Here is a 23202-nt window from a genome sequence, read left to right on the forward strand (position 1 = left end):
CAACCGATCCGGCGCTCTCGCGACCGGTGCACGACAACAACGAGGCCCAGACATGCCCCAGATCTCAACCGCAGACTTCAAGACCGGAATGACCGTCGACCTTGACGACGGCCTCTACACGTTGTCGGACTTCCAGCACGTGAAGCCCGGCAAGGGCGGGGCGTTCGTGCGCACCACCCTCAAGAACGTGCGCACGGGGGCGGTCGTGGACCGCACATTCCGCGCCGGCGAGAAGATGGAGCGCGCGATCGTCGACAAGCGCGAGATGCAGCTGCTGTACCGCGACGGCACGGACTTCGTTTTCATGGACAACTCGACCTACGACCAGATGAACGTGCCGCAGGCCACCATCGGTGAAGCCGCCAGCTTCCTGATCGACACCGCCAACGCACAGATCATCTTCTACGGCGAGGAGATCATCGGCGTGGAGCTCCCGGCCTCGGTGGAGCTGGGCGTCGCCGAGACGGAGCCAGGGGTGCAGGGTGACCGTGTCTCCGGCGCGAAGAAGCCCGCCACCCTCGAGACCGGCCACGTCGTGCAGGTGCCGCTGTTCATCGAGCCCGGGGAGCGCCTCAAGGTCGACACGCGCACCGGGGAGTTCATCTCCCGCGCATGACCGGTCCCGACGAGTCCGGCTCCGAGCAGGGTGGCGCCCAGCAGTCAGGCGACGGCGAACCCGGGCAGGCCGCGCCACGGATCCGACCCGTCGAGGGTGGCCGCAGCGCGGCCCGGGAGCGCGCGGTTCACCTGCTCTACGAGGCTGCGATGACCGGCCGAACCGGCCGCAGCGTGCTCGCCGCCCAGGTCGTTGCCCCGGACCGGTACGCAGAAACCCTCGTGGCGGGGGTCGACGACGACCTCGGCGAGTTGGATGGGCTGCTCACCGAACTCGCGCCAGACGGTTGGACCACCGAGCGGATGGCGACACTCGACCGAAGCATGCTGCGAGTGGCCATCTGGGAACTCGGCCACTGCGCCGACGTGCCCACGGGCGTGGTGTTGTCAGAAGCCGTCGCGCTGGCCGAGACCTACGGCACCGACGACTCGCCCCGGTTCGTCAACGGGCTGCTGGCAGCGGCGGCCCGCCGGCTGCGGCCAGATGAACCGAGTGCGACGCCAGGCGAGCCCAGTGAAATGTCGCACGAGTCCGGCGCCACGCCCGACGACACCTGAGCGGGGCTGCCTGCCCGGGCGTCCGCCAGGGGGCGCCTCGCACGATCGCCCGGTCGCGGCTATGGTCGCGTTCTGACCGTGAAGGGAGTCCAGCGAGGCTCCTACGGCCAGGAGGACTGCTGATGGCAGAACGCGAGCGACGGATGACGCGCCCCTACGGGGGCGTTTTCGTTGCCCGGGCAGAGGTGATGTCGGCCGACGAGATCGGTCGGGCCCTGCGCCGGATGGCCCACGAGATCATCGAACGAAACAAGGGCCTCGACAACGTCGTGCTGGTCGGCCTGCAGACCGGCGGCGTCACGGTGGCCCGTGCCCTTGCCTCAGTGTTGGCCGACATCGAGGGGGTCGAGCCCTGGGACGGCAGCGACCCGGCGGTGGCCGGCGAGACCGACGGCGAGGATCCGGCACCCGGCGCCGAGAGCGACGAGGTGGTGCACGGTCCGGTGGTGGGCACGCTGGATGTCGCCCTGTACCGCGACGACATAGGGATCAGGCCCGTGCTGCCCGAGGAGGTCACCGACATCCCGGTCGACCTCGACGGCCGCGACGTGGTGCTCGTCGATGACGTGCTGTTCACCGGCCGCACGATCCGTGCTGCGTTGGACGCGTTGGTCGACTTCGGCCGGGCGCGCACGATCCAGCTGGCGGTGATGGTCGACCGGGGCCACCGCGAGCTGCCGATCCGCCCCGACTACACGGGCAAGAACCTGCCGACACGACGTGACGAGCTGGTCGACGTGTCGCTCACGGCTGTTCGCATCGGCGAGATGGCCAAGCCGTGAGCGAGGACCTGCTCACGATCTCCGAGCTCGGGCGCGACGAGATTCACGAGATCCTCGACGTCGCGGACAGCATGGCCGAGGTTCTCGCACGCCGGATCCCGCGGGTACCCGCGCTGCGCGGGCGCACGGTCGTGTCATTGTTCTACGAGGACTCCACACGTACGCGACTGAGCTTCGAGACCGCCGCCAAGCGCCTGTCGGCCGATGTGATGGGGTTCTCGGTTTCGACGTCCTCGGCAAGCAAGGGCGAGTCGGTGCGCGACACGATCGAGACGATCGAGGCGATGGGAGTCGACGGCATCGTCATCCGTCACGGATCTTCGGGTGTGCCCGCCCAGGCCGCCCGTTGGGCCGCCTCGTCGGTGATCAACGCCGGCGACGGATGGCATGCCCATCCCACCCAGGCGCTCCTCGACGCCTACACGATCCGGTCGCGTCGGGGGTCCCTGGAAGGGCTGAGGGTGGCGATCGTGGGTGACGTCCAGCACTCGAGAGTGGCCCGCTCGTGCATGGAGGCGTTCACGAATCTCGGCGCCGAAGTCACCCTCGTGGCTCCGCCCACCCTGCTGCCCTCGACCACGAGCTCGTGGCCGGTCAAGGTCTGCCACTCCTTCGATGACGTGCTCGGCGAGATCGACGTCTGTTACCTGCTGCGCATGCAGCGCGAGCGGATGACAGAGGCACTGGTGCCGACCCTGCGCGAATACACGGCGCTGTACGGACTCACCACCCGTCGGGCCGATGCGCTCGGCTCGGACACGCTGGTGATGCACCCGGGCCCGATGAACCGCGGAGTGGAGATCGCCGGGGAGGTTGCCGACAGGCCCAACGCCGTCGTCACCGACCAGGTCGCAAATGGAGTCGCCGTGCGCATGGCCGTGCTGTATCTGTTGCTCGGCTCCGGGCGCGAGGCTCTCGGAAGCCTCGCGGACCAGGTCGCCGCGGCCGGTGAGGAGAACTGATGACCGACAACGCTCGACAGGCCCCGCAAGGGACATACCCGCCCACGGTGATCAAGGGCGGGCGAATCATCGATGCAAGCGGCGAGCGCACGGGCGACGTGCTGGTCGTCGACGGCATGATCGCGGGGGTCGGCCCCGACCTGTCCGCCGACGTGGTGCTGGATGCCGGCTCCGCGATCGTGGCGCCGGGCCTGGTCGACCTGCACACACACCTGCGCCAACCGGGCCGCGAGGAAGCGGAGACGATCGCCACCGGCGGTCGTGCTGCGGCGCTTGGCGGCTACACGGCTGTGCTGGCGATGCCCAACACGACCCCCGCCATCGACGACGCTTCGGTGGTGCGCGAGGTTCTCGAGCTCGGCCGGGCCTCGGTCGTCGACGTGCACAGCTCCGGGGCGATCACCGTCGGTCGTGCCGGAGAGCAGCTAGCACCTATGGCCGAGATGGCTGCTCTGGGCGTGCGGGTGTTCACCGACGACGGCGACGGCGTGCAGGACGATCGGCTCATGCGTCGTGCCCTCGAATACGCAGCCGGGCTCGGGGTGACGCTGGCCCAGCACTGCGAGGTGTCGGCTCTGTCGGAGGGCACGTGCATGAACGAAGGTGAGGTCTCCGCAAGGCTCGGCCTACCCGGCCAGCCCGCCGAGGCCGAGGAACTGATGGTGATGCGCGACATCGCCCTGGCCCGGCTAACCGGTGCCCGGATGCACTTCCTGCACCTTTCGACCGCCGGGTCGGTAGCCATGGTGTCCGCGGCACGCGCCGGAGGTCTGCCGATCACCGCTGAGGCCGCGCCGCACCACTTCACACTCACCGACGAGTGTTGCGTCGACTACGACGCAACCTTCAAGGTCCACCCCCCGCTGCGCACCGCCGACGACGTGGCAGCGGTGAAGGAAGGGCTGGCGAGTGGTTCGGTCGACGCCATCGCAACCGATCACGCCCCGCACACACCCGAGAGCAAGGAGCTGCCCTTCGACAAGGCACCTCCGGGAATGCTCGGGCTCGAGTACGCACTGGCCCTGGCGTTCACCGAACTGGTCGACGGCGGCTCGATGACCGAGGCCGACGTGCTGGCGAGCCTCTCCTGGCGTCCGGCCGCCATCGCAGGAATGGCCGCACACGGCCGACCCGTCGCCGAAGGCGAACCCGCCAACCTGTGCGTCATAGATCCGGAGCATCGTTGGACGATCGACGACACGGGCGGTGCGTCGCGGTCCCGCAACGTGCCATATGTCGGAAGGGAAGTGCGCGGAAAGGTCCGTCACACGGTCTGTGCCGGCGAGGTCGTGGTCCGTGACGGCGAGGTGCTGCGGTGAGCGCCCCGGTCGAGGCCGCCATAGTCCTGGCCGACGGCACCCTGTTCGAAGGTGAAGCCATGGGCGCCAGCAACCCGGGTGAGGTCAACCGCGGGGAGTTCGTATTCAACACCGTGCTCTCCGGCTACCAGGAGGTCATCTCGGATCCGTCCTATGCGGGGCAGGTGATCACGTTCACCTACCCCCACATCGGCAACTACGGGGTCAACTCGGCCGACAACGAGTCCACCTACCCGCGATGCAGCGGCGTCGTGGTCCGTGAGCTGGCGCGTCGCGATTCCAACCACCGCTCCGAGGGCAGCCTCGACGCGTGGCTGCGCTCCCACGGCGTGGCCGGCATAGCGGGCGTCGACACGCGCCGTCTCACCCGCCACCTGCGCGACCACGGGGCGCTGCCCGGGGTGTTCGGCGCCGCGGCCGAGTCAGACCTGCGCAGCGCCGCCGGCACGGCAGCCGGCACCGACGGGCTCGACCTGGTGAGCGAGGTCACAGAGCCCGCTGGTCGCAGCGTGGCGTCCAGCACCGGCGCTACTCGGCGCATCGTGGCACTGGACCTCGGCATCAAATCCACCATCGTCGACAACCTCGCCCGCATCGGTTCGGTCGAGGTGGTGCCGGCCGCCACGTCGGCCGACGAGATCCTCGGGCGCGGACCCGATGGGGTGTTCCTGTCCAACGGCCCGGGCGACCCCTCCGCGGTGCGGGGCGTACCCGACACGGTCAAGGCGTTGCTCGGCGAGGTGCCGGTGTTCGGCATCTGCATGGGCCACCAGATGCTGGCCACGGCGCTCGGCGCCAGAACCTACAAGCTGCCCTTCGGACACCACGGTGGCAATCATCCCGTCAAGGACCTGGCGACCGGCCACATCGAGATCACGAGCCAGAACCACAACTACTGCGTGGACGCCGACACCCTCGAGTCGGCCGAGGTCACCCACGTGAACCTGAACGACGGCACACTGGAAGGCTTCCGGTGCACCGATGTGGCTGCGTTCGGGATCCAGTACCACCCCGAGGCAGGCCCCGGCCCGCACGACAGCCGGTACCTGTTCGACCGATTCGCGGACCTGATCGACGGGAGCGCCACGAAGTGACGCCGTGCCGGTCAGGCCTCCAGCGTGCCCGCCACGACGTCGGCTTCCTCGGTGAGGTGGTCGCCCACTCCGTCGACCACGGCGTGCTCCACCCGGCTGCCGAGCAGCGGGATGCGCACGTGCAGCTCGCCGGTCACCCTGCGGATCGCCTCGTCGCCCTCGGCGCGCACCGCCACCTCGGCCGACGCCTTCATGAGCGATGCCCCCTGGGCCGGAACGAAGGCAACCGTTGCCGTGGCCCGTTCGACGTCCCACGTGGTCTCCTCGACCCATGCCACATTGTCGGGGTCGATGAACCGCGAAGCCTGGCTCGGCAGGTCGACGTTGAGCTTCCAGCGCAACCTGGTGAGTGCCGTGGCCCCGTTGCGGGTGACTTCGAGCACCTCGGGCGGGTTGGTCTTCGTGAAGCCGCTGACAGACGACCAGAACGACTCATCGGTGTAGAGGTCCACGACGTCCCCAACCGTCGCGGTCCAACGCTGCTCGAATCCGAACTTCATACGCCAAGCGTGGCACACCGCACCGGTGCATTCCGCGGTGCCGCCGCCATGGCCCGACAGGAAGCGCCAAATGCCACGTCGTGACGACATCGAGTCGATCCTGATCCTGGGCTCCGGCCCGATCGTGATCGGCCAGGCCTGCGAGTTCGACTACTCCGGCACCCAGGCGTGCCGGGTGCTGCGCGAAGAGGGCTACCGGGTCATCCTCGCCAACTCGAACCCCGCCACCATCATGACCGACCCCGACTTCGCGGATGCGACCTACGTGGAGCCGCTGGTGCCGGAAGTCATAGAGCGCATCCTCGACGCCGAGCGTCCCGACGCCGTGCTGCCGACCCTCGGCGGGCAGACGGCGCTCAACCTGGCGATGGACCTTCACGAGTCCGGGGCGCTCGAACGCCGTGGCATCGAGTTGATCGGGGCAAAGGCCGGCCCGATCGCCACTGCGGAGGACCGGGCGCTGTTCTCGAAGGCGATGGCGGAGATCGGACTCGACACACCCCGCAGCGGCGTCGCCCACTCGATGGACGAGGCGCAGGAGGTGGTGGCCGACATCGGCCTGCCGGTGGTGATCCGACCCGCCTACATCCTGGGCGGCCGCGGCACCGGAATCGCATCCACATCCGAGGAGTTCGAGGCGGTCGTGTCCAACGGCCTCGAGGCCAGTCCCATCACCGAAGTGCTCATCGAGGAGTCCATCGCGGGGTGGAAGGAGTTCGAGCTCGAAGTCATGCGTGACCACGCCGACAACTGCGTGATCATCTGCTCGATCGAGAACGTCGATCCGATGGGCGTGCACACCGGCGACTCCATCACGGTGGCACCCGCCCAGACGCTCACCGATGTGGAGTACCAGCAGATGCGCGACGCGGCGTTCGCGGTGCTGCGTCGGGTCGGTGTGGAGACCGGCGGATCCAACGTGCAGTTCGCGGTCGACCCCGACACCGGCCGCCAGGTGGTCATCGAGATGAACCCGCGGGTCAGCCGCTCGTCTGCGCTGGCTTCCAAGGCGACCGGCTTCCCGATCGCGAAGATCGCAGCGAAGCTGGCGGTGGGGTACACACTCGACGAGATCCCCAACGACATCACCGCAAAGACGCCTGCGAGCTTCGAGCCGGTCATCGACTACGTGGTCACCAAGGTCCCGCGGTGGGCTTTCGAGAAGCTGCCGGGCGCCGCCAACCGCCTCGGCACCCAAATGCAGTCGGTCGGCGAAGCGATGGCCATCGGGCGCACCTTCCCGGAGTCGCTGCAAAAGGCGCTTCGGTCCCTCGAGCACGGCCGCGCCGGGCTCAACTGCGATCCGGGCGAGTCGGCTTTTGACTCGATCCCGACCGAGGACCTTCTCGGACGCGTCGCAGTCGGCACGCCCGAGCGCATCTACGAGGTCGAGTCGCTGCTGCGCCGGGGTGAGCCGCTGGAACGGGTGCATGACGCCTCGCGCATCGACCCGTGGTTCCTCGACCAGATGCTCGCGGTGGTCGAGGAGCGAGAGGCGCTTGCAGGCCTGGGCACGGGCGATGCAGCCGTGCAGGCGATGACCCGGCGCATGTGGCGGCGGGCCAAGTCGCTCGGCTTCGGTGACGCGCAGCTCGGCTACCTGTGGGGGCTCGGGGAGGCGCAGGTCCGCGCTGGCCGAATCGAGGCGGGTGTCGAGGTGACCTACAAGACCGTCGACACCTGCGCGGCCGAGTTCGAAGCCGAGACCCCGTATCACTACGGCACCTACGAGGACACCAGCGAAGTCCAGCCGTCTGGCCGCGACAAGGTGTTGATCCTCGGTTCCGGTCCCAACCGGATCGGCCAGGGCATCGAGTTCGACTACTGCTGCGTGCACGCCTGCTTCGCTCTCGGGGACGCCGGGTACGAGACGGTCATGGTCAACTGCAACCCGGAGACCGTCTCAACCGACTACGACACGTCGGACCGCCTCTACTTCGAGCCGCTAACGGCCGAGGAGGTGCTCAACGTCATCGACTCGGAGCGTCGTTCCGCCGAGCAGGGTGGCGGTTCGCTCAAGGGCGTGATCGTCTCCCTCGGCGGCCAGACGCCCCTCAAGCTGGCCGACTCGCTGCCGCCTGAACTCGTGCTCGGGACGCCTGCCTCCAGCATCGATGCCGCCGAGGACCGCGACCAGTGGGCTTCGATGTGTGCGCGGCTGGAGATCCCCCAGCCCGCAGGCGGCACTGCAACCACGATCGACGAGGCGCTCACCATCGTGGATCGCATCGGCTACCCGGCTCTGGTGCGGCCCTCCTACGTGCTCGGCGGTCGCGCCATGGAGATCGTCTACGGGCCCGACGACCTGCGCTCGGCGTGGACGGCAATCGCGGGCGAGGGTTCACTCGGACGCGAAGGAGGCCTTTCGGCCGAGCGGCCGGTGTTGGTCGACCGGTTCCTCGAGGACGCAACCGAGGTCGATGTGGACGCGATCCGCGATGACACCGGCGAGGTGATCATCGGCGGGATCATGGAGCACGTGGAGGAAGCCGGGGTGCACTCCGGGGACTCAGCATGCGTGATTCCACCGGTGGGTCTCGAGAAGGGAACGATCGCGGTGATCGAGGAGTACACCCGCCGAATAGCCACGGAGTTGGGTGTCTGCGGGCTGATCAACGTGCAGTACGCGGTGAAGAAGGTCGCCGGTGGCGGTGGAGGTGCGGCGGCCGGCGCCCAGGTGTTCGTGATCGAGGCCAATCCCCGGGCGAGCCGAACCGTGCCGTTCGTGGCCAAGGCCACAGGCGTTCCGCTGGTCAAGGTGGCCTCCCGGGTGATGTGTGGCGACAGCCTCGAGGAGCTGCGCAGCGAGGGTGTGCTCGTGCCCAGGTCATCGGGCAGCCACGTCGCGGTCAAGGAAGCCGTGCTGCCATGGAGCCGGTTCCCAGCCGTCGACGCGCTCCTCGGCCCCGAGATGCGCTCCACCGGCGAGGTGATGGGCATCGACGACAGCTTCGCGATGGCCTTTGCCAAGGGTCAGCTCGCGGCCGGGGAGTTGTTGCCCACCTCGGGCTCGGTCTTCATGTCGCTGGCCGACCGCGACAAGGCCACCGGCCTGGCCGCAGCACGGCGGTTCCAGGAGTTGGGCTTCGGGCTGGTGGCCACCGCCGGCACCGCCGCGTACCTGCGATCCCACGGTGTGGACGTGGCCTCGGAGGTCGCGAAGGTGAGCGTGCCCGCGCATGCACAAGGGGCCACAGAGGATGCCCCCGGGGCGGCGGACGGGGTCGACCTGATCTCCAGTGGGGCCATTCAGCTGGTCGTGAACAGTCCGCGCGGCCGCGGGCCCCGCGCCGATGGTGCACACCTGCGACGAGCGGCCGCCGAGAACAAGGTGCCGCTGGTGACCACCGCAGCAGCGGCGCTGGCGGCTGCCAATGGGATCGCCGAGTGGACCACCCGCGAGCTGGCCGTGCGCTCGCTTCAGGACCACCACGCCCGCGCCGATGCTGCACCCGGCGAGGGCTCACCCCGGTGAGGCGATGAGGCGCAAGCGGCTGCCAGCGCCGGTCGACCCGTCGGTGACCGTGGGTTCCACGCGCCTGCGGGCCGGCGTGATGACGGCCTCGGGCACCGCCGGCCACGGCGACGAACTCGGCGCCCACATGGACCTGTCGGACCTCGGTGCCGTGGTCGTGAAGTCGATGATGGCCGGGCCATGGGAGGGGAATCCGGGGCCGCGTGTGCACCCGACGCCGTCGGGGATGATCAACAGCGTCGGGCTCCAGGGTGCCGGCATCGAGCACTGGCGCCGCGAGGAACTGCCCGCCCTGGAGGACACCGGGGCGACGGTCGTCGTGAGCATCTGGGGTCGTCACCTGGCGGACTACGAGCGCGCCGCAGAGGCGCTCGCCGACCTCGGCGACACGGTGGCCGCGGTCGAGGTCAACCTGTCCTGTCCGAACCTGGACGGCGGCTCGCACCTGTTCGCACACGATCCAGACGTTGCTGCAGGGGTGATCGAGGCCACCGCAGCGGCCGCCCGGCCGCGATGGGCGAAGTTGTCCGCGAACACCGACCGCGTGGTCGAGGTGGCGGCTGCCGTCGCGGAGGCCGGCGCCGATGCGGTGACGCTCATCAACACGCTGAAGGCAATGGTCATCGACATCGACGAGGCTCGGCCCGTGCTCGGCGCCCGGGCGGCCGGCGGCGGACTGTCCGGCGCCGCAATCGGGCCGGTGGCGCTGCGCACGGTGTTCGACGTGCATGCGGCGCTGCCGGAACTGGCCATCGTCGGCGTGGGTGGGGTGACCGATGGGCGAGACGCCGTCGCGATGATGATGGCGGGCGCCTCTGCGGTGCAGGTGGGCACCGCGACGTTCGCCGACCCGCGGAGTGCTGACACGGTGCGCCGGGGTCTGGAACACTGGTGCGCGACCCACGGCATCGACGCCGTGGCAGACCTGAAGGGAATGGCACATGGGCGAGACTGAGGCATCGGCGGTGGGGGAGGCTGCTCCCGACGCAGTGCGAAACAGGCTTGCCCTGGCGCTCGACCTCGACGACCTGGTGGAGGCCCACAGGATCGCCAGCGAACTGCGCCCCTGGTTCGGAGTCACGAAGATCGGCCTCGAGCTGTTCAGCGCCGCGGGCCCTGATGCCATCGGGGCGATGAGGGACCTCGGCTACGGCGTGTTCCTCGACCTCAAGCTGTTCGACATCCCCACCACGGTGCACAAGTCGGCGCGCGTGCTCGGCGCGCTGGGTGTCGACTACCTGACCCTGCACGCCCGCGGCGGCGTGGACATGCTCGAGGCCGGCGTCGAGGGCCTGCTCGAGGGTGCCAGCGGAGCCGGCCTCCCGCAGCCCACGGCCCTCGCCGTGACCGTGCTGACCAGCGACGACGACGCCCCCGCCCACATCGTGCCCAACCGCGTACGAGACGCCGTGGAGGGTGGATGTGCGGGCCTGGTGCTCGCGGCCGAGGACCTCCAGACCGCACGCGAGCTCGCCCCGCGGCTCAAGCGGGTGGTGCCGGGGATCCGCTTGCCGGGCGACCAGCGTCACGACCAGTCCCGGGCAGCCTCACCGCAGGATGCCGCAGCCAACGGAGCCGACCTGCTCGTTGTGGGCCGAACGGTCACCTCGGCACAGGACCCACCGGCAGCGGCGGCAGCGGTCGCGTCGGCCATCTGAACGCCGGGCGTTGGCGTGGATCCGGCGAGGGAAGCTGCACTGCGCTGGGCGGCGCACGTGCGCGAGGTGCGCAACAGCGTGTGCGGTGCACTGGGTTCGGGCGAGCTGGGCCTGGCGGAGTGCCTGGCGATGGCCGATGACCCCGCCGCGGCCGAGATCCAGCTCGGCGTACTGCTCGACTCCCTGCCAAGGGTTCGCAAGGTGGACGCCCGCCGTGCGCTCGCTGCCCGGGGGATCGAGGGGCGCAGGGCCATCGGCAGACTCGACGATGACACGGTCACACAGGTGCTCGAGCTGGCAGCCGAGCTGTCGGGGCAGGTCTCATGACCGAGCCGCTCGTGGTCGTGATCTCCGGGCCCGGTGGTGTCGGCAAGGGCACCCTCGTCGCCCGGCTGCTGGCGCACGACCCGGCCCTCTACGTGAACCGCTCGTGGACCACGAGGGCCCGAAGGCCCGGCGAGTCCGCTGACGCCTACCACTTCGCCACCCCGGAGGAGTTCGAGCAGCGGATCGCCGCCGGCGGATTCCTCGAGTGGGTCGACTTCCTGGACTACAAGCAGGGCAGCCCGCGTCCGGAGCCGCCGGAGGGATGCGATGTGGTCTTCGAGATCGACGTGGCGGGTGGGCGGCGCATCCATGAGCTGTATCCGCATGCCCTGCTGGTGTTCGTGGACGCACCCAGCCGCGACGAACAGCGTGCCCGCATGGTCGGGCGCGGCGATGACCCCGAGAGGATCGCCCAGCGGCTGGCCAAGGCCGACGAGGAGGTCACCCTGGCGGCTGATCTGCCCTACACCATGGTCCTCAACGACGACCTGGACCGTGCCGTGGCCGAGGTGGAGGCGCTGGTCGCCCGAGCTCGCGCATCGCGATGAGGCGCCGCAGGCGGACCGCCCGGTATGATGGAGGACCGACTGCGACCGGACCATCGCAGTGAAACCCCCCATTCCTGCAAGGATCACGCGCACCATGGCTGACACCACCGACACGATGATGAACCCAGGCGTCGAGGAGCTCCTCGACCGCACCGGATCCAAGTTCGCCCTCGTGGCCGTGGCGGCGCGACGCGCTCGGGGCATCAACACCTACTACGCCCAGCTCGGAGCGGCGATGGCCCACGGAGTCGTGCCGCCTCAGGTCACCTCGACCGCCCACAAGCCGCTCTCGATAGCATTCGAGGAGATCGCCGACGACAAGATCGAGGGCGTCGGCGGTGCGACCGGCAAGCCGATCCCCGAGGCGCTGCTTCCCAAGGAAGACCCCGAAGACGGCGAATCGGCAGTCGGCGAGGCTGAGTCCTCCGACGACGCCGGGTCCTGACCGGCTGGCATACCAGGGGGCCACGCTTGTCGCCGCTCGCAGGTAGTCGAGTAGTCCTGGGTGTGTGCGGCGGGATCGCGGCCTACAAGGCGGTCGACGTGTGCCGACGCATGGTCGATGCGGGCGCGCACGTGTCAGTGGTGATGACCGAGGGCGCCACCAGGTTCGTGGGGGAGACCACGTTCAGCGCGCTCGGGTCCGAACCGGCGCGAACCTCGCTGTTCTCCGACTCGGCCACCCCGATTCCGCACACGAGCCTGGGCCAGCAAGCCGACCTGGTGGTCGTTGCCCCCGCCACAGCCCGCCTGCTCTCGGCCTATGCGAGCGGCTACTCGCACGACCTGCTCACCAACGTCCTGATCGCAACGCGGGCGCCGGTACTGGTGTGCCCGGCGATGCACACCGAGATGTGGGAGCACCCGGCCGTTCAGGACAACATGGCCACACTCCGCGCCCGCGGCGTCGGCGTGCAGGGTCCGGGAGTCGGCCGCCTGGCCGGTGGCGACGTCGGAGCAGGCCGTCTGTCCGAGCCGAGCGACATCGTGACGGCCGCCGAACGCCTGTTGGAGACCGGCTCTGCCGCACCGGTGCGGGACCTCGAGGGTACTTCGGTGCTCGTGACCGCCGGTGGCACCCGCGAGGCGATCGACCCGGTGCGCTTCATCGGCAACCGGTCCTCGGGCAAGCAGGGACACGCGGTGGCAGAGGTGGCACGGGACCGTGGGGCCAAGGTGGTCCTGGTGACCTCGGCGGGCCTGGGGGCCACGGAGGGCATCGAAGTGGTCGAGGTGGAGTCCGCCGCAGACATGCATGAGGCGGTGATGGCCCGATCCGCCGCCATGGACGTGGTTGTCATGGCCGCTGCGGTGGCGGACTTCACACCTGTCGACGTGGCCGGCGACAAGATCAAGAAGCGCGATGGGGTGCCCGTGGTCGAGCTCCGCCCCACCGTCGACATACTGGCGGCCCTCGGGGCGGACAGGGCCCCGGGACAGGTGCTGGTTGGCTTCGCTGCGGAAACCACCGAGGTCGCGGCCCATGCCCGCGCAAAGCTCGAGTCCAAGGGGGCGGACCTCCTGGTCGCCAACGACGTCGCCGCCGAGGGTGTCGGGTTTGAACACGACACCAATGAGGTGCTGATCTTGTCTGCCGGTGGGGATCGACATGTGCCACTCACCGACAAGCGGTCGGTGGCCGAGGCGATCCTCGATTCGGTGGTCGAGATGCGCCGCAACGGTGGAACTGGCCGCCGGTAACGAACGGAGCGAGTGCAGATGAGCAAGTGGACCTTTACATCGGAGTCCGTGACGGAGGGCCATCCCGACAAGATGGCTGACCGGATCTCCGACTCGATCCTCGATGCGCTGCTGACAGGCGATCCACGGTCGCGGGTGGCCTGCGAGACACTGGTCACCACCGGAATGGCTGTGATCGCAGGTGAGATCACCACGTCCGGTTACGTCGAGATCCCCAAGATCGCACGCGAGGCCATCTGTGAGATCGGCTATGACCGTGAGGCCTTCGGCTATGACGGCAACACCTGCGGCGTGCTGGTGTCGCTCGACGAACAGTCGGCCGACATCGCGCAGGGTGTCGACGACTCAGAAGAGGTCCGCTCCGGCTCTGCCGGCGAGGACGACGAGATCGACAAACAGGGAGCCGGCGACCAGGGAATGATGTTCGGCTACGCCTGCGAGGAGACCGACGTCCTCATGCCTGCGCCGATCAACCTCGCGCACCGCATGGCCGAGCGACTGGCCGAGGTCCGCAAGGCCGGCACGGTTCCCTACCTGCGGCCCGACGGCAAGACACAGGTCACCTTCGAGTACCAGGACGGCAAGCCCGTCGCGCTCAAGGCCGTGCTCATCTCGACCCAGCACAACGACGGCGTCGACCGTGACACCGAGATCCGCCCCGACCTGATCGAGAACGTGATCCGGCCGGTCGTGCCCGAGCAGTTCGCGGACGACGACTACGAGGTGTTCATCAATCCCACCGGCCGCTTCGTGATCGGTGGCCCGGTGGGCGACGCCGGCCTCACCGGCCGCAAGATCATCGTCGACACGTACGGGGGCGCCGCCCGCCACGGTGGCGGAGCGTTCTCCGGCAAGGACCCGTCGAAGGTCGACCGCTCGGCCGCCTACGCAACCCGCTGGGTGGCCAAGAACGTCGTGGCGTCAGGCGCTGCAGAGCGTTGCGAGGTCCAGGTCGCCTACGCGATCGGCATGGCACACCCCGTGTCGATCCTCGTGGAGACGTTCGGCACAGAGCGGGTCGATCCCGCGAAGCTCGACGCCGCCGTGCGCGACATCTTCGACCTGCGCCCCGGAGCGATCGTGCGCGACCTCGAGCTGCTCCAGCCGATGTACAAGCAGACCTCGGCCTACGGACACTTCGGGCGTGACTCCTCCGACGGTGGATTCACCTGGGAGCGCACGGACCGCGTGGACGCCCTCAAGGGCGCCCTCGGTCTCTGATCCGACGACCTCGAAGCCTTCTGGCCGGCTGATTGGGCCGCGGCCGGGTGCCCGGCGCGCGATCCTGCACCGGTGACCCTGTTCGACGACGACGTCGGGCGCCTCGGCGAGCCGCCCGAACCTGCGCCCGGCCCGGACGCGCCCGAGCCGCTCGCGTCCGGATCGAGGATCGTGCGTGTCGTGCCGGATGTTCCGGCGATGGGTCGCGAACTCGACTACGTCGTGCCACCACGACTCGCAGGCGAGGTAACGGTGGGTGCGGTCGTGCGGATCCCGCTGCAGGGCCGCCGCGTGCGGGGCTGGGTGGTGGCGGCCGACGTGGAGCCGCAGACATCGGCGAGGCTCGAGTCGGTGGCGCACGTGACCGGGCTGGGGCCGGATGCCGCGGTGATCGACCTGTGTCGCTGGGCCGCGTGGCGCTGGGCCGGCCGGCTGGTCAACCTGCTGCGGGTGGGCACACCGGAGCGGGCCGTGCACGCCGTGTCCAGCCGTGCGCCCACGCACGCCGTCGGCACACGACCGGATCCGGCCTCACCCGCCGGGGAGGCAGCGGAGCTGCTGGCCAGGGGCGCCGGCGTGCACGTGCTCACCGTGTCCCCGGTCACCGACCTCGCAGCGGTGGCGGTCGAGGTTGCCAAGCTGGGACAGGCGCTGGTCGTCGCGCCCCAGCAACGCATGGTGTCGGAGGTGACCCGGGGGATCTCGCGTGCCGGCGGCAGCGTTGCCGCCTGGCCCGGAGGACTGGGGCGCGCTGCGGCCGGACACACCGTGGTGGGGGGCCGCAGCGCCGTCTGGGCGCCGATGCCGCAGCTCCGCGCCGTCGTGGTGTTCGACGAGCACGACGAGGGCCTGCAGCACGAATCCTCGCCGACCTGGCACGCACGCGAGGTCGCCATCGAAAGGGCTCGCCGCGCCGGAGTGCCGTGTGTGCTGGTGTCGCCCTGTCCCTCGCTCGAGGCCCTAGGCTCCGCCACCTCGGAACCCCGATCGATAGCCTCGGGTCCGCGGCGGCGCGGTTGGGCGCACCTGGACGTGGTCGACCGCCGCGGCGACGACCCGCGCACGGGGCTCTACTCCAGCCGCTTCGTCGAGGCGGCCCGCAGTTGTCGCGCCGACGGCGCAACTGTGGTCTGCGTGCTCAACCGCAAGGGCCGGGCGAGGCTGTTGGCCTGCCGCAGCTGCGACTCGGTGGCCGAGTGCGCCGAGTGCTCGGCCGCCGTGCGGTCCGACGACTCCGAGCAGCTCGCATGCGCCCGGTGTGGCGCAACGCGGCCGATGGTGTGCCTCGATTGCGGAGCCACCGCCATGAAGCTGCTGCGGGTCGGAGTCACGCGGTCGGCCGAGGAGCTCGAGGCCTTGCTCGGTGAGCCCATAGGCGCTGTGAGCGCTTCTGACGCGCCATCCGGGCGGTATGGGGCACTGATAGGCACCGAGGCCGTGCTGCACCGAGCGGGCGCCCTAGCGGCCTCAGACGTAGGGCTGGTGGCCTTCCTCGACGTGGACCAGGAACTGCTGGCACCGCGCTACCGGGCTGGAGAGGAAGCGCTGGCATTGCTCGTCGCCGCTTCGCGCCTGCTCGGCGGTCGATCCGACGGCCGGAGCCTGCTGGTGCAGACCCGCAAGCCCCACCACGCCGTATTGGAGGCCGCCAAGCGATCCGACCCGGCACGGTTGTCCGCCGCTGAGGAGGTCCGCCGCGACCTCGTGGCCCTGCCGCCGGCTGCGTCGGTGGCGGCAGTGGGCGGAGAGGCGGCCGAGGAATGGATCGACCGGCTCGGCAGGCCCGAGGGCATCGAGGTCAACGGGCCCCGCGAGGGCTGGTGGCTCGTACGAGCCGATGACCCCGCTGCGCTGGCGGACGCGTGCGCCCGGGTGCGGCGGCCACCCGGCAGGCTACGTCTGAGGGTGGACCCCGTCAGGCTGCCCTGAGCGGCCTCGGGTGGTCACACGCAGGAGTCGGTAGCCGCGCCGCGAGCACACGCGTTCCACGCCATGGCCCGAATCCTTCATCCACGCTGCCAGCGAGTCGGCCCCGAGGTGCTTCTGCACCACGAGCCAGGCCTCCGCCCCGGGCACCAGGCGCCCCAGCCACGTGTCCAGCAGGTCGTGCAGGGCTGGCTTGCCGATGCGGATCGGCGGGTTGGAGAACAGCGCTGCCACGCCGACGTCGTCGGGAACCGCCCCGGGTGCGACCACTCGCACCCGGTCACCCACGCCGGCGGCGTCGGCGTTGAGCGCACACAACTCGCGGGCGCGTTCGTTGACATCCACCGCCCACACCGTTCGGTCGGGATGGCGCATGGAGAGCGCCACGGCGATCGGGCCGTAGCCACACCCGAGGTCGACGAGGTCGCCGTCGGGCCAGTCGGCGCCGGCAGCCTCCGGGCGCACCCCGGTCTCCACCAACAGGAGCTTCGTGCCTGCATCGAGCCGGTCGGCTGCGAACACGCCGCGGTCGGTGCGCAGAGTGGCGGTCAGGTCCGGCAGTGAGAGGTCCACCGCGCCGGGTCGCGACGGTGCTGATGGGAGGTCGGTGAAGTAGTGCCCGCCGCCATCGCGTGATCCTGTGCCCACAGCGGCCACGGTACTCTTGGCCGGATGGCGAGTCCCCACACCATCCGCATCGCCGGCGACCCTGTTCTACGTCGCCGTGCTGAGGAGGTCGACGACATCACCGCCGACCTGGTGGACCTCGCCCGTCGCATGTTCGACACCATGTACGCCGCGCCCGGCATCGGACTGGCCGCTCCGCAGGTTGGTGTGGAGCAACGGTTCTTCGTCTACGACCTGGGCGATGACGACGGTGCGCGGGTGCTGCTGAACCCCGAGATCACCGGTGGCGACGGTGAGTGGGAGTTCGCCGAGGGCTGCCTGTCGATCCCCGGCCAGCACTTCGAGGTGGTCCGTCCCAAGCAGATCGGTGTGAGGGGAGTGGACCTCGACGGCAACCCGGTCGAGTTCGAAGCCGATGAGCTGCTCGCCCGGCTGATCCAGCACGAGCTCGACCATCTCGACGGGGTCCTCGTGCTCGACCATCTCGACGACGATCAGCGCCGGGATGCGAAGCGTTTGCTGCGCGAGTACCAGATGGGACTGCGCGGCCCTGAGCCGGAACCCGAGCCCAACAAGCCCCTGTTCCGGTTCGGCAAGTAGTCGCGGATGAGGATCGTCTACCTCGGCAGTCCGCAGATGGCGGTCCCACCCCTTCGCGCACTCGTCGAGGCCGGCCACGAGGTCGTGCTGGCGGTCACCAACCCGCCGAGCCGCCGCGGCCGGCGGTCAGGTCCTCAGCCCACAGCGGTGGGTGCCGCTGCCGCCGAGCTCGGCATCCCCGTGAGCCACGACCCCGACGACATCCTGGCCACCGACGCGGATCTCGGAGTGGTGGTCGCGTTCGGGCGCATCATCAAGCCCCACGTTCTGGCGCATCTGTCCATGGTCAACCTCCACTTCTCGTTGCTGCCGCGATGGCGGGGGGCCGCCCCGGTCGAGCGGGCGATCCTGGCCGGCGACGACCGCACCGGCGTGTGTGTGATGGACGTCGAGGAGGGTCTCGACACAGGGGGTGTGTACGCGAGCGCCGAGGTCGACCTGTCGCCCGGCACTTCGGCACACCAGCTGCGCGAACAGCTGGTCGAGCTCGGCACGACGCTGCTGGTGCAGGCACTCTCTGCGCCGCTCGGTTCTCCCGAGCCACAGGCCGCCGAAGGTGTCACCTACGCCGAGAAACTCACCGCGGAGGACCTGCACCTCGACTGGGAGCGTGACGCAGCAGCTCTCGCCCGGGTGGTTGCCGTGGGCGGGGCCTGGACGACCGTGGACGGAAAGCGCCTGAAAGTGCTGCAGGCACGGGCGGCAAATGCCGAAGAAGGCACGTACGAGTCGGTTGACGCGGTGGAACCACCTCTGCCGGGTGAGTTGGTGGACGAGGTGGTGTCGTGCGGCCAGGGGGTCCTGGAGTTGCAGCGGGTACAGCCGGAGGGCAAGGCGCCGATGGGCGCGGCCGCGTGGCTGAACGGGGCTCGACTGGCTCCGGGCACCAGACTCGGCACATGACGCGACCCTCCAGGGCGCCCGAAGGCGAGGGCGTCGCCAGTCGCAGCGCTGCACTCGAGGTCCTGGCACGTGTCGAGGACGACGGCGCCTACGCCAACCTGGCCCTCGGCCCGGTGCTCGAACGCCACGATCTCGAGGACCGCGACAGGGCGCTGGTCACCGACCTGGTGTACGGCACCATCCGGAGGCGTCGCAGCCTCGAGTTCCTCGTCGAACGCTTCCTGTCCGACCGGCCCAGTCCGGCGGCCTACAGGGCGCTCCTGCTGGGCGCCTATCAGGTGACGTACCGCGACGACATCCCGCCGTACGCAGCTGTGTCGGCGACTGTGAGCGCTGCTCCGCGGAGGTTTCGTGGCCTCGTGAACGCGGTGCTTCGTCGCCTGTCGGATGCGCCACCGGAGTTCCCCGATGTGGCCACCCGACTCTCGTACCCCGACTGGATCGTGGAGAGGCTCACCACAGACCTGGGTCAGGACGATGCGCTGGGTGCGCTGGACTCGATGAATGAGCCTGCGCGCACCCATGTACGCGAGGACGGCTACGTGCAGGACCCGGCGTCGCAGATGGTGACCGCAGCACTGCTGGAACACGTGTCGGCACCGGCCCGGGTGCTCGACCTCTGCGCGGCTCCTGGCGGCAAGGCCACGGGCCTCGCAGCGCGCGAGGGCATTCATGTGGTGGCAGCGGATGTGTCCGAAGGCCGCGTGCAGCTCCTGGCATCCAACGTCGCCCGGCTCGCATGCAGCGCTGTGTCGACCGTCGTGGCGGATGCACTGGCCCCGCCGGTGCGTCCGGCCAGCTTCGACGCGGTTCTGCTCGACGCACCGTGTTCGGGTCTCGGGGTGTTGCGACGTCGCGCAGATGCCCGATGGAGGATCGAGTCCGGCGCCCCGGAGCGCCTTTCGGCGCTCCAGAGGTCGATGGTGGACGCGGCAGTCGGGTCACTGGCCCCGGGCGGTGTGCTGGCGTACAGCGTGTGCACGCTCACCGCTTCCGAGACGACCGCCATCGATGACCACATCGCCTCGGCGCACCCGGGTCTCGTTGCGCTCGAGCCACCCGGTGAGCCGTGGCAGTCCTGGGGGCGGGGTGCCCTGCTGTTGCCCCAGGTGAGAGACACCGACGGCATGGCGTTGTTCCTCTACCGCAGGAGCTGACCGCCGCGGGGCCCCATGCGGATACCTGACACGCATGTCAGTGGCTTGGGTACGCTGCGCGCATGGAGGAAATCGCCGGAACGATCCTCGGGCGCTGGTACGTCACGCTCTTCGGCATCACGTTCCTGGTCACCTCAGTTCGCCACATGGGGTGGAGGCGAACGCTCGGCTACGGGGTCGTGGCCACGTTGGTCGGCATCATCGCGGAGAACGGATCGGTGCACTGGGGGATCCCCTACACGCGCTACTCGTTCAGTGAGGCGTTGCGTGGTGAGGAGGTCTGGGCGTTCGACGTACCGCTGATGGTGTCGCTGTCGTATGCGTTCATGGGCTACTTCGCGTTCTGCACCGCCCGGCTGGTGGCGTCGGGGCCATGGAGGACCCGGGGTGACGCACCGGTGCTCGAGTACGCAGTTGCGGTCATGCTTTCGACCTGGTCGCTGTGGGTGGTGGACCCGGTCTCGCGTCTCGGCCAGCACTTCTTCCTCGGCGACCTGTTCGCATATGACGGGCCGGGCTTCTGGTTCGGCCTCCCCGTTGCCAGCCAGGTCGGTTTCACGCTCACCTCCATGGTGCTGGTGGGGATCCTCACCCTGGTCATGCGCGATGAGCGCTCCGAAATGGTGGCGACCATCCCCACCCACCCCCGGTGGCCGGCGGTGGGTGGCTACCTCGGCCAGGTGGTGTTCATGGCGGTGACTGCTTTGGTGGTGGCACGCCGCACCGGCGATCCGGAGGTGCGCGAGATGGCCGACGCACTGGCCGGCTCTGCGCTGATCATCTACCTGCCGATCCTGCTCGTGGTGGCGCTGCACTGGCGGCAGATGGCCGTGGACCGCGCCGGGCGTGGCGGTGCCGACGCCGAGGTGTCGGAGGTGCAACGGGCTGCAGGCGTCGACACCGGCGGGCGGTAGCATTTCTGACGGCTGGAACACGCGGTGACCTGCCAGAGTCCGAGGAGCCCCATGAGTGCCGAAGCCAACCGTCCCAAGCTCGCAGCGAAGGTGCTGACGGTCTCCGACGGCGTCGCTGCCGGCACACGCAAGGACAAGGGCGGCCATGCCGTGGCCGAGTACTTGCAGGCGGCCGGCTTCGAGGTGGTGGAGCACCGGGTGTCCTCGGACGGAATCGACGAGGTCGCGAACACGCTCACGTACCTTGCCTACGGATTCAACGGCGTGATCGTCACGACCGGCGGCACAGGCTTCGGGCCGCGCGACCTCACCCCTGAGGCCACCAAGCGGATCCTTGACCGATCGGCCCCCGGAATCGCCGAGGCTATGCGGGCCGTCAACCCGCTCGGCCGCCTGTCGAGGAACATCGCGGGTACGCGGGGCAGGGCGCTCATCCTCAACACTCCGGGCTCGCCGAAGGGAGCGGTGGAGATGCTCGACTCCATCGTGGACATACTCGCCCATGTGGTGGAACTGATGGCCGGCGAGCCGAGCGAGCACCCCACCAGCTGAGCCGTCACGGCGCCGGTCGAATTCACGACGGGCGATAGGAATTCGACCGCAGGGCTGCGGCCGGAGTACCCTCGGGGTCGATGCAAGCAGCCGCAGCCACCACGGGTACCGATCGCGAGTGCATGGCCCGCGCCCTGGCCGCCGCCGCCGAGGTGCGCTGCATCACATCGCCCAATCCGTGGGTCGGCGCTGTCGTGCGCACGACAGCGGGGGTGCTTCACACCGGCGCGACCGCCGAACCCGGGGGCCCGCATGCGGAGGTCACGGCCTTGGCGGCAGCGGGCGACTCGGCCGCAGGCTCGACGCTCTACGTGACACTCGAGCCCTGCAGCCACCATGGGCGCACACCGCCATGCGTGGACGCCATCGTCGAAGCTGGAGTCGAGCGCGTCGTCGTCGCCATTGAGGACCCGGACCCCTCGGTCAGCGGAGCAGGGCTGGCGGCGCTGCGCGAGGCCGGGATCGAGGTCGCCGTCGGAGTGCAGAGCGAACAGGCGGCCAACCAGCTGGCGGCCTACGTGACCCACCGCCGTACCGGGCGCCCGCACGTGGTGCTGAAGCTGGCGGCCAGCCTCGACGGCGGTACTGCAGCACCCAACGGCACCAGCCAGTGGATCACGTCGCCCGAAGCACGCGCCGATGGCCACCGCCTGCGCGCGGAGTCCGACGCGATCCTCGTAGGGGCCGGCACGATTCGCCGCGACGACCCTTCGCTGACAGTTCGTGACTACCACCCTCCCTGCACGCCTCGGGCGGGATCCGTAGACCCGCGTCGCGTGGTGCTGGGCACGGTGCCCGACGGCGCACGGGTGCATCCGTGCACCGAGTTCGAGGGCGACGTGGGCGAAGTGCTGGACACCCTCGGCTCAGAAGGAGTGCTGCAGCTGCTGGTGGAGGGCGGCGCCAACGTCGCAGGCGAGTTCCACCGGGCCGGCCTGGTTGACCGCTACGTGCTGTACCAGGCGCCGGCGCTGTTCGGTGGCGACGACGCCCAGGGGCTCTTCGCCGGCCACGGTGCGTTCGACATCGGCGAGGTCTGGCGCGGCCGGATCGTCTCCACCCAGAGGATCGGACCCGACCTGCGAATCGACTTCGAGACAGCCGCCACTCGCGGCAAGGGGGAAACGGGCTGATGTTCACAGGGATCGTCGAAGAGCTCGGCCATGTCGTCTCCCTCGATGGACCCCGGCTGCGCATCGGGGCAGACCGGGTGCTCGCAGACGTGGAGATGGGTGCTTCGATCGCAGTCAACGGATGCTGTCTCACCGTGGTCGGCTGGGACTCCGGGGCCGAAGCGGCTGACGCCGCCGGCCACGGCGGCTGGTGGGACGCCGACTTGAGCGACGAGACCTTCTCGCGCACCTCGCTGGGTGACCTCGGCGCCGGCGATCCGGTCAACCTCGAGCGGCCGGTGCGGCTGGCGGACCGGCTCGGCGGACACCTGGTGCAGGGGCATGTCGATGCCGTCGGAGAGGTGGTCGACCCCGTGCCCGAGCTGCGGGTGCGGATGCCCCGCGTGCTGACCCGCTACGTGGTCGAGAAGGGATCGATCACGGTTGACGGCGTGAGCCTCACCGTTGTCGATGCACTCGATGACGGCTTCACGGTCGCCATCATTCCGCACACCTCGGACGTCACCACGCTGGGAGCCCGCAGCAGGGGAGACCGCGTCAACCTCGAGTGCGACGTGATGGCCAAGTACGCAGAGAAGTTGCTCGAGGGACAGATCCGGGCACAATTGAACGAGAACCCAGGAGGCTGAG

24 protein-coding genes are annotated in these 23202 nt (G+C 69.6%); 22 read left to right on the plus strand and 2 right to left on the minus strand.

Annotated features, from left to right (window positions below):
• The first annotated feature begins 52 nt into the window (after positions 1-52).
• The 6 genes from efp to carA all read left to right on the plus strand — a co-directional run bounded on the left by efp (position 53) and on the right by carA (position 5330).
• Entirely contained in the window at positions 53-616 is a 564-nt protein-coding gene (gene efp, locus GY812_05540) for an elongation factor P (GenBank protein MCP4434954.1), read from the plus strand.
• On the plus strand, positions 613-1173 hold the full coding sequence (nusB, locus tag GY812_05545) for a transcription antitermination factor NusB (GenBank protein ID MCP4434955.1): 561 nt from the start codon (positions 613-615) through the stop codon (positions 1171-1173). Before efp ends, nusB begins: the two co-directional genes overlap by 4 nt.
• 122 nt (positions 1174-1295) lie before the next feature.
• Positions 1296-1955 carry a bifunctional pyr operon transcriptional regulator/uracil phosphoribosyltransferase PyrR gene (gene pyrR, locus GY812_05550; GenBank protein MCP4434956.1) on the plus strand — a complete coding sequence of 220 codons (660 nt, stop codon included), beginning with the start codon at positions 1296-1298 and terminating at the stop codon, positions 1953-1955.
• Positions 1952-2917 (plus strand): aspartate carbamoyltransferase catalytic subunit, encoded by a 966-nt coding sequence (locus GY812_05555; protein MCP4434957.1) that lies wholly within the window; start codon positions 1952-1954, stop codon positions 2915-2917. Before pyrR ends, GY812_05555 begins: the two co-directional genes overlap by 4 nt.
• Positions 2917-4236, plus strand: coding sequence for a dihydroorotase (locus tag GY812_05560; protein ID MCP4434958.1), 1320 nt, complete (start codon positions 2917-2919; stop codon positions 4234-4236). The genes GY812_05555 and GY812_05560 overlap by 1 nt, the downstream gene beginning before the upstream one ends.
• Positions 4233-5330, plus strand: a complete 1098-nt coding sequence (carA, locus tag GY812_05565; GenBank protein ID MCP4434959.1) for a glutamine-hydrolyzing carbamoyl-phosphate synthase small subunit — start codon at positions 4233-4235, stop codon at positions 5328-5330. Before GY812_05560 ends, carA begins: the two co-directional genes overlap by 4 nt.
• An 11-nt stretch (positions 5331-5341) precedes the next feature.
• On the opposite strand, the gene GY812_05570 is transcribed toward carA, so the two are convergent.
• A complete protein-coding gene (locus GY812_05570) occupies positions 5342-5830 on the minus strand; it encodes a DUF2505 domain-containing protein (protein ID MCP4434960.1) in 489 nt (162 codons plus the stop codon).
• A gap of 70 nt (positions 5831-5900) precedes the next feature.
• Between GY812_05570 and carB the strand changes: the two genes are divergently transcribed.
• The 9 genes from carB to GY812_05615 all read left to right on the plus strand — a co-directional run bounded on the left by carB (position 5901) and on the right by GY812_05615 (position 16689).
• On the plus strand, positions 5901-9305 hold the full coding sequence (gene carB / locus GY812_05575; GenBank protein MCP4434961.1) for a carbamoyl-phosphate synthase large subunit: 3405 nt from the start codon (positions 5901-5903) through the stop codon (positions 9303-9305).
• Positions 9306-9309: 4 nt separating this feature from the next.
• A complete protein-coding gene (locus GY812_05580; GenBank protein ID MCP4434962.1) occupies positions 9310-10260 on the plus strand; it encodes a dihydroorotate dehydrogenase in 951 nt (316 codons plus the stop codon).
• On the plus strand, positions 10247-10963 hold the full coding sequence (pyrF, locus tag GY812_05585; protein MCP4434963.1) for an orotidine-5'-phosphate decarboxylase: 717 nt from the start codon (positions 10247-10249) through the stop codon (positions 10961-10963). Before GY812_05580 ends, pyrF begins: the two co-directional genes overlap by 14 nt.
• 15 nt (positions 10964-10978) lie before the next feature.
• Complete coding sequence (locus GY812_05590) at positions 10979-11290, plus strand: hypothetical protein (protein ID MCP4434964.1); 312 nt, start codon at positions 10979-10981, stop codon at positions 11288-11290.
• Positions 11287-11838 carry a guanylate kinase gene (locus GY812_05595; GenBank protein MCP4434965.1) on the plus strand — a complete coding sequence of 184 codons (552 nt, stop codon included), beginning with the start codon at positions 11287-11289 and terminating at the stop codon, positions 11836-11838. The genes GY812_05590 and GY812_05595 overlap by 4 nt, the downstream gene beginning before the upstream one ends.
• 115 nt (positions 11839-11953) lie before the next feature.
• Positions 11954-12283, plus strand: a complete 330-nt coding sequence (gene rpoZ / locus GY812_05600) for a DNA-directed RNA polymerase subunit omega (GenBank protein MCP4434966.1) — start codon at positions 11954-11956, stop codon at positions 12281-12283.
• A 26-nt stretch (positions 12284-12309) separates the two neighbouring features.
• Complete coding sequence (coaBC, locus tag GY812_05605) at positions 12310-13539, plus strand: bifunctional phosphopantothenoylcysteine decarboxylase/phosphopantothenate--cysteine ligase CoaBC (protein ID MCP4434967.1); 1230 nt, start codon at positions 12310-12312, stop codon at positions 13537-13539.
• A gap of 18 nt (positions 13540-13557) precedes the next feature.
• The gene (locus GY812_05610; protein ID MCP4434968.1) at positions 13558-14760 is read left to right on the plus strand and encodes a methionine adenosyltransferase; all 1203 of its coding nucleotides are present in this window, start codon (positions 13558-13560) and stop codon (positions 14758-14760) included.
• 72 nt (positions 14761-14832) lie between these two features.
• Positions 14833-16689 (plus strand): hypothetical protein, encoded by a 1857-nt coding sequence (locus GY812_05615; protein ID MCP4434969.1) that lies wholly within the window; start codon positions 14833-14835, stop codon positions 16687-16689.
• Here GY812_05615 and GY812_05620 read toward each other — a convergent pair.
• Positions 16654-17334, minus strand: coding sequence for a methyltransferase (locus GY812_05620; GenBank protein MCP4434970.1), 681 nt, complete (start codon positions 17332-17334; stop codon positions 16654-16656). The genes GY812_05615 and GY812_05620 overlap by 36 nt on opposite strands.
• A 24-nt stretch (positions 17335-17358) precedes the next feature.
• On the opposite strand from GY812_05620, the gene def reads away from it, so the two are divergent.
• The 7 genes from def (at position 17359) to GY812_05655 (ending at position 23201) form a co-directional block, all read left to right on the plus strand.
• Positions 17359-17913: a peptide deformylase gene (gene def / locus GY812_05625; GenBank protein ID MCP4434971.1), complete on the plus strand. Its 555-nt coding sequence runs from the start codon at positions 17359-17361 to the stop codon at positions 17911-17913.
• Between the two features lie 6 nt (positions 17914-17919).
• Positions 17920-18816, plus strand: coding sequence for a methionyl-tRNA formyltransferase (locus GY812_05630; GenBank protein MCP4434972.1), 897 nt, complete (start codon positions 17920-17922; stop codon positions 18814-18816).
• Entirely contained in the window at positions 18813-19973 is a 1161-nt protein-coding gene (locus GY812_05635; protein MCP4434973.1) for a methyltransferase domain-containing protein, read from the plus strand. The genes GY812_05630 and GY812_05635 overlap by 4 nt, the downstream gene beginning before the upstream one ends.
• A 62-nt stretch (positions 19974-20035) precedes the next feature.
• Complete coding sequence (locus GY812_05640; GenBank protein MCP4434974.1) at positions 20036-20887, plus strand: carotenoid biosynthesis protein; 852 nt, start codon at positions 20036-20038, stop codon at positions 20885-20887.
• Between the two features lie 51 nt (positions 20888-20938).
• Positions 20939-21439: a MogA/MoaB family molybdenum cofactor biosynthesis protein gene (locus tag GY812_05645; protein ID MCP4434975.1), complete on the plus strand. Its 501-nt coding sequence runs from the start codon at positions 20939-20941 to the stop codon at positions 21437-21439.
• An 80-nt stretch (positions 21440-21519) separates the two neighbouring features.
• The gene (ribD, locus tag GY812_05650) at positions 21520-22572 is read left to right on the plus strand and encodes a bifunctional diaminohydroxyphosphoribosylaminopyrimidine deaminase/5-amino-6-(5-phosphoribosylamino)uracil reductase RibD (GenBank protein ID MCP4434976.1); all 1053 of its coding nucleotides are present in this window, start codon (positions 21520-21522) and stop codon (positions 22570-22572) included.
• Complete coding sequence (locus tag GY812_05655) at positions 22572-23201, plus strand: riboflavin synthase (protein ID MCP4434977.1); 630 nt, start codon at positions 22572-22574, stop codon at positions 23199-23201. The genes ribD and GY812_05655 overlap by 1 nt, the downstream gene beginning before the upstream one ends.
• Position 23202 lies beyond the last annotated feature (1 nt).

The sequence above is a fragment of the Actinomycetes bacterium genome (assembly GCA_024222295.1).
GTDB lineage: Bacteria > Actinomycetota > Acidimicrobiia > Acidimicrobiales > Microtrichaceae > JAAEPF01.

Bases quoted from the DNA above. Each gene is read 5' to 3' on its own strand.
- efp (MCP4434954.1), top strand. From the start codon at position 53: ATGCCCCAGATCTCAACCGCAGACTTCAAGACCGGAATGACCGTCGAC.
- nusB (MCP4434955.1), top strand. From the start codon at position 613: ATGACCGGTCCCGACGAGTCCGGCTCCGAGCAGGGTGGCGCCCAGCAG.
- pyrR (MCP4434956.1), top strand. From the start codon at position 1,296: ATGGCAGAACGCGAGCGACGGATGACGCGCCCCTACGGGGGCGTTTTC.
- GY812_05560 (MCP4434958.1), top strand. From the start codon at position 2,917: ATGACCGACAACGCTCGACAGGCCCCGCAAGGGACATACCCGCCCACG.
- GY812_05570 (MCP4434960.1), bottom strand. From the start codon at position 5,830: ATGAAGTTCGGATTCGAGCAGCGTTGGACCGCGACGGTTGGGGACGTC.
- carB (MCP4434961.1), top strand. From the start codon at position 5,901: ATGCCACGTCGTGACGACATCGAGTCGATCCTGATCCTGGGCTCCGGC.
- GY812_05580 (MCP4434962.1), top strand. From the start codon at position 9,310: ATGAGGCGCAAGCGGCTGCCAGCGCCGGTCGACCCGTCGGTGACCGTG.
- pyrF (MCP4434963.1), top strand. From the start codon at position 10,247: ATGGGCGAGACTGAGGCATCGGCGGTGGGGGAGGCTGCTCCCGACGCA.
- GY812_05595 (MCP4434965.1), top strand. From the start codon at position 11,287: ATGACCGAGCCGCTCGTGGTCGTGATCTCCGGGCCCGGTGGTGTCGGC.
- rpoZ (MCP4434966.1), top strand. From the start codon at position 11,954: ATGATGAACCCAGGCGTCGAGGAGCTCCTCGACCGCACCGGATCCAAG.
- GY812_05610 (MCP4434968.1), top strand. From the start codon at position 13,558: ATGAGCAAGTGGACCTTTACATCGGAGTCCGTGACGGAGGGCCATCCC.
- def (MCP4434971.1), top strand. From the start codon at position 17,359: ATGGCGAGTCCCCACACCATCCGCATCGCCGGCGACCCTGTTCTACGT.
- GY812_05630 (MCP4434972.1), top strand. From the start codon at position 17,920: ATGAGGATCGTCTACCTCGGCAGTCCGCAGATGGCGGTCCCACCCCTT.
- GY812_05635 (MCP4434973.1), top strand. From the start codon at position 18,813: ATGACGCGACCCTCCAGGGCGCCCGAAGGCGAGGGCGTCGCCAGTCGC.
- GY812_05640 (MCP4434974.1), top strand. From the start codon at position 20,036: ATGGAGGAAATCGCCGGAACGATCCTCGGGCGCTGGTACGTCACGCTC.
- GY812_05645 (MCP4434975.1), top strand. From the start codon at position 20,939: ATGAGTGCCGAAGCCAACCGTCCCAAGCTCGCAGCGAAGGTGCTGACG.
- ribD (MCP4434976.1), top strand. From the start codon at position 21,520: ATGCAAGCAGCCGCAGCCACCACGGGTACCGATCGCGAGTGCATGGCC.
- GY812_05655 (MCP4434977.1), top strand. From the start codon at position 22,572: ATGTTCACAGGGATCGTCGAAGAGCTCGGCCATGTCGTCTCCCTCGAT.